Raw genomic sequence first — 3,774 nt, 5'->3', positions numbered from 1 at the left:
GACCGGGGCCGGGCTCGCGGCCGGCTCCGGGTTCGTGTCGCCCTGGGCGACGTCCGGCGTCGCCTCCGGCGCCACCTGCGGCGTCGGCTCCCCTGCGGCGGTGGCCTGCGCCGCCTGTGCCTGCTCCGGCAGTGCGTCCGTGCTCACTTTTTCCTCCTGTTAATGGTGCGATGAAACTACCAGAATGGGCATTCGGTCCGGTATGTAAGAAACGTCGGTCCACGGCGCGCGTCGGGGCCTCCGGGACGGCCCGCACGCAGTACCGTCGTCGGCCATGACGACCTGGTCCCGCGGTGACGCCCGCGAACTGCTCGAGGAGGCCGGAACCCGGCACGACCTGGGCTCCCGTGCCCTCAGCCAGCGCCGCGGCGCGCCTGCCCGAGTCCGTGCCGACTACCGCGCGGCCCGCGACGCACGCGTGCTGGACGAGCTGTCCGACGTGCCCCTGGACCGAGTCCGTGAGGTGGGCGCGGGCGGTCTGCGCCTCGGCCCGCTCGAGCAGGCGGGGTACCGCACCGTCGGCCAGATCAGGGCCGCCGCCCCGGAGGAGCTCACGGCGATCGCGGGCGTCGGCGCCCGTACGGCAGAGGCGCTGCAGAAGGCGGCCCAGCAGGTCTTCAGCGCCGTGGACGCCGGCCTCGCCTTCCGGCTGGACCACTCCCCCGCCGACCCGCTCGCCACGCGCCTGGTGCACGCGCTGCACGACCACCTGCACGTCAAGGCCTTCTTCGGCACCTGGCAGGACCGGCTCGACGTCGACGTGCGCGAGCTCGCCCGCCTGGCCGAGACGGGTGCCGTGCGGGCCACGTTCGTGCGGCGGTTCTTCGCAGGCCGGCGCCGCACCGACCGCGCCGACGCCGCGCTGACCGACCTGCGCACGCTGACCGACGACCTCGACGCCGTGGGCATCACCGACGCCCTGCGCGCCCTGGACGAGGTGCTCACGGACACGTCCGACGCCGAAGCCTGGAGCGACTTCGAAGCCCGGGCCGCCGCCTACTTCACGGCGCTGGGTGAGCTGGTCGACCTCGGCATCGACGTCGAGGCCGCCGAGGGCTACCTGCCCGAGGACGTCGTCGACGAGGTCGCGACGCAGGACCTGGACACCTCGCTGCTCAACGTCTCGCTGCGCTCCTACCAGGCGTTCGGTGCCAAGTACGCGCTGTCCCAGCGGCGCACGATCCTCGGCGACGAGATGGGCCTGGGCAAGACCGTCCAGGCCATCGCGGTGATGGCCCACCTCGCCGCGAAGGGGAGCACGCACTTCCTCGTGGTGTGCCCCGCGAGCGTCGCGGCCAACTGGGCTCGCGAGGTCGCGGCCCACTCGAGGCTGACCGTCCGTGTGCTGCACGGCGACGACCGCGAGGCGGGCATCGAGGAGTGGGCGGCCGACGGCGGCGTCGGCATCGCGACCTTCCCCCAGCTCGGGCACCTGCGGGCCGGCGACATGCCGCGCCCCGCCCTGCTCGTGGTGGACGAGGCGCACTACGTGAAGAACCCGGAGGCGCAGCGCTCCGAGCGGACGGCGGAGTGGGCCCGCGTGGCCGAGCGCGTCCTGTTCATGTCGGGCACGCCCATGGAGAACACCGTGGACGAGTTCCGCAGCCTGGTGGGCTACCTCAAGCCCGAGGTCGCCGAGGACATCGACCCGGCGGCGGGCCTGGCGGGCGCCTCCGCCTTCCGGCGCTCGGTCGCGACCGTCTACCTGCGCCGCAACCAGGAGGACGTGCTCACCGAGCTGCCCGAGCTGGTCCAGGTGGACGAGTGGGAGCGGTTCGGCAAGCACGACGGCGCCGCCTACCGCCACGCGGTGCTGAGCCGCTCGTTCGCCGACATGCGCCGTGCCGCGTTCGTCGAGGCCCCCGAGCCGACGGCGAAGCTGGTCCGGCTGCGCGAGATCGTCGACGAGGCCGTGGAGAACAACCGCAAGGTCGTGGTCTTCTCCTACTTCCGCGACGTGATCGAGCGCGTGCTCGCCGAGCTGGGCCCGCTCGCCGTCGGGCCGATCACCGGATCGGTGCCTGCCGCCCGCCGCCAGGAGCTGGTGGACGAGTTCACGCAGGCGAAGGAGCCCAAGGTGCTCGTCAGCCAGATCGAGGCCGGCGGGGTGGGGCTCAACATCCAGGCCGCCTCCGTGGTGATCCTGTGCGAGCCCCAGGTCAAGCCGACCGTCGAGGCGCAGGCCATCGCCCGCGCGCACCGGATGGGCCAGGTGCGCACCGTGCAGGTGCACCGCCTGCTCATCGAGGAGAGCGTGGACGAGCGGCTCCTGGAGATCCTCGGTACCAAGGCCGAGCTGTTCGCGGAGTACGCGGGACGCTCGACGGTGCCCACCGCGTCCGGGGCCGGTACCTCCGACGTCAGCGACAAGGAGCTGGCGCGGCGGATCGTCGACGAGGAGCGCGCCCGGCTGGAGGAGCCCGCTGCCTAGCGCTTTCCTCGCGGCGGCGTCCATGGCCTGCTGAGATGGGGCCATGACGACCACTGCCCTCACCCGAGGACCCGTCCAGGCCGCCGAACGCTCCCCCGCCCCCGATCTGGCGCGAGGGTTCATGCTCCTGCTGATCGCGATCGCGAACACGCCCTACTACCTCTGGGCCAGCACCATGGGCTCCGGGGCGTCGCACCCGGTCGACGGGTCCACGCTCGACAAGGTGGTCGACTTCCTGATCATCACCACCGTGGACCTGCGGACCTACCCCATGTTCGCGTTCCTGTTCGGGTACGGGATGATGCAGCTCTACAACCGCCAGGTGTCCTCGGGCACCTCGGAGAAGGCGGCACGCCGGCTGCTGCAGAAGCGCAACTGGCTGCTCCTCGCGTTCGGGTTCGTGCACGCAGCGCTGCTCTGGATGGGCGACGTGCTGGGCGCGTACGGTCTGGCCGGCCTGCTCATGGTGTGGCTGTTCTTCCAGGTCAAGGACCGCACGCTGATCGTGTGGACGTCGGTGTTCTGCGGCCTGCTGACGATCGGCACGGTGTTCGCGCTGATCGGCGGCTGGTTCCTCGCCCAGATCCCCGCCGACGACCCCATGGCGCGGAGCATCGCGGCCGACCTCGCGCCGACGAGCGACTCGATGGCCGTGACGTCGTACCTCGCCTCGATCGGGGAACGGCTGACGTACTGGACGCTCGGCACGTTCCTGCAGGGCCTGCTCTCCCTGGTGGTGCCGATGATGCTGCTGCTCGCGTTCTGGGCCGGACGCCGCCGGATCCTGGAGAACCCGGGCGACCACCTGCCCATGCTGCGGCGGGTGGCCGTCATCGGCATCACGATCGGCTGGCTGGGACCCCTGCCCTCCGCGCTCGACCACGTCGGCATCATCGACGTGCCCGACCACGCGGCCGTCGTCTTCTATCCGGTGCAGTTCCTCACCGGGTTCTTCGGCGGCCTGGGGTATGTGGCGCTGTTCGGCCTGCTCGGTCACCGCCTCGCCCAGCGGCGCAGCGGGCCGCCGTCGGGCAACCTCTTCCTGACGGACGGGCCGTTCGCCGGCGCCGTCCAGGCAGTCGGCAAGCGGTCGCTGACCTGTTACCTGCTGCAGTCCGTGCTGTGCGCGCCGGTCCTGGCCGCGTGGGGACTCGGTCTCGGCCAGTACCTGAGCTCGTGGAGCATGCTGCTCTACGCCGTGCTGGTGTGGGGACTCACGGTGGCGTTCGCCGTCTGGCAGGAGCAGACGGGCCGCCGTGGCCCGGCCGAGGTCGCACTGCGCCGCCTCGTCTACGGCAGGCCCGTGCAGGCGCCCGCCGCGGCGTGACGCCGGCGGCGGGGCG

General features: G+C 72.1%; 2 protein-coding genes. Both read left to right on the top strand.

Annotated elements, in window-relative coordinates:
* The first annotated feature begins 274 nt into the window (after nucleotides 1–274).
* A complete protein-coding gene (locus PROKR_RS25665; RefSeq protein WP_036969361.1) occupies nucleotides 275–2,431 on the top strand; it encodes a DEAD/DEAH box helicase in 2,157 nt (718 codons plus the stop codon).
* Between the two features lie 43 nt (nucleotides 2,432–2,474).
* Nucleotides 2,475–3,758 carry a DUF418 domain-containing protein gene (locus PROKR_RS25660; RefSeq protein ID WP_036969358.1) on the top strand — a complete coding sequence of 428 codons (1,284 nt, stop codon included), beginning with the start codon at nucleotides 2,475–2,477 and terminating at the stop codon, nucleotides 3,756–3,758.
* Nucleotides 3,759–3,774 lie beyond the last annotated feature (16 nt).

The sequence above is a fragment of the Promicromonospora kroppenstedtii DSM 19349 genome (assembly GCF_000515355.1).
Classification (GTDB): Bacteria; Actinomycetota; Actinomycetes; order Actinomycetales; family Cellulomonadaceae; genus Promicromonospora; species Promicromonospora kroppenstedtii.
The sequence above is the reverse complement of the archived record's forward strand: the minus strand, read 5'-3'. Positions and strand labels throughout refer to the sequence as shown.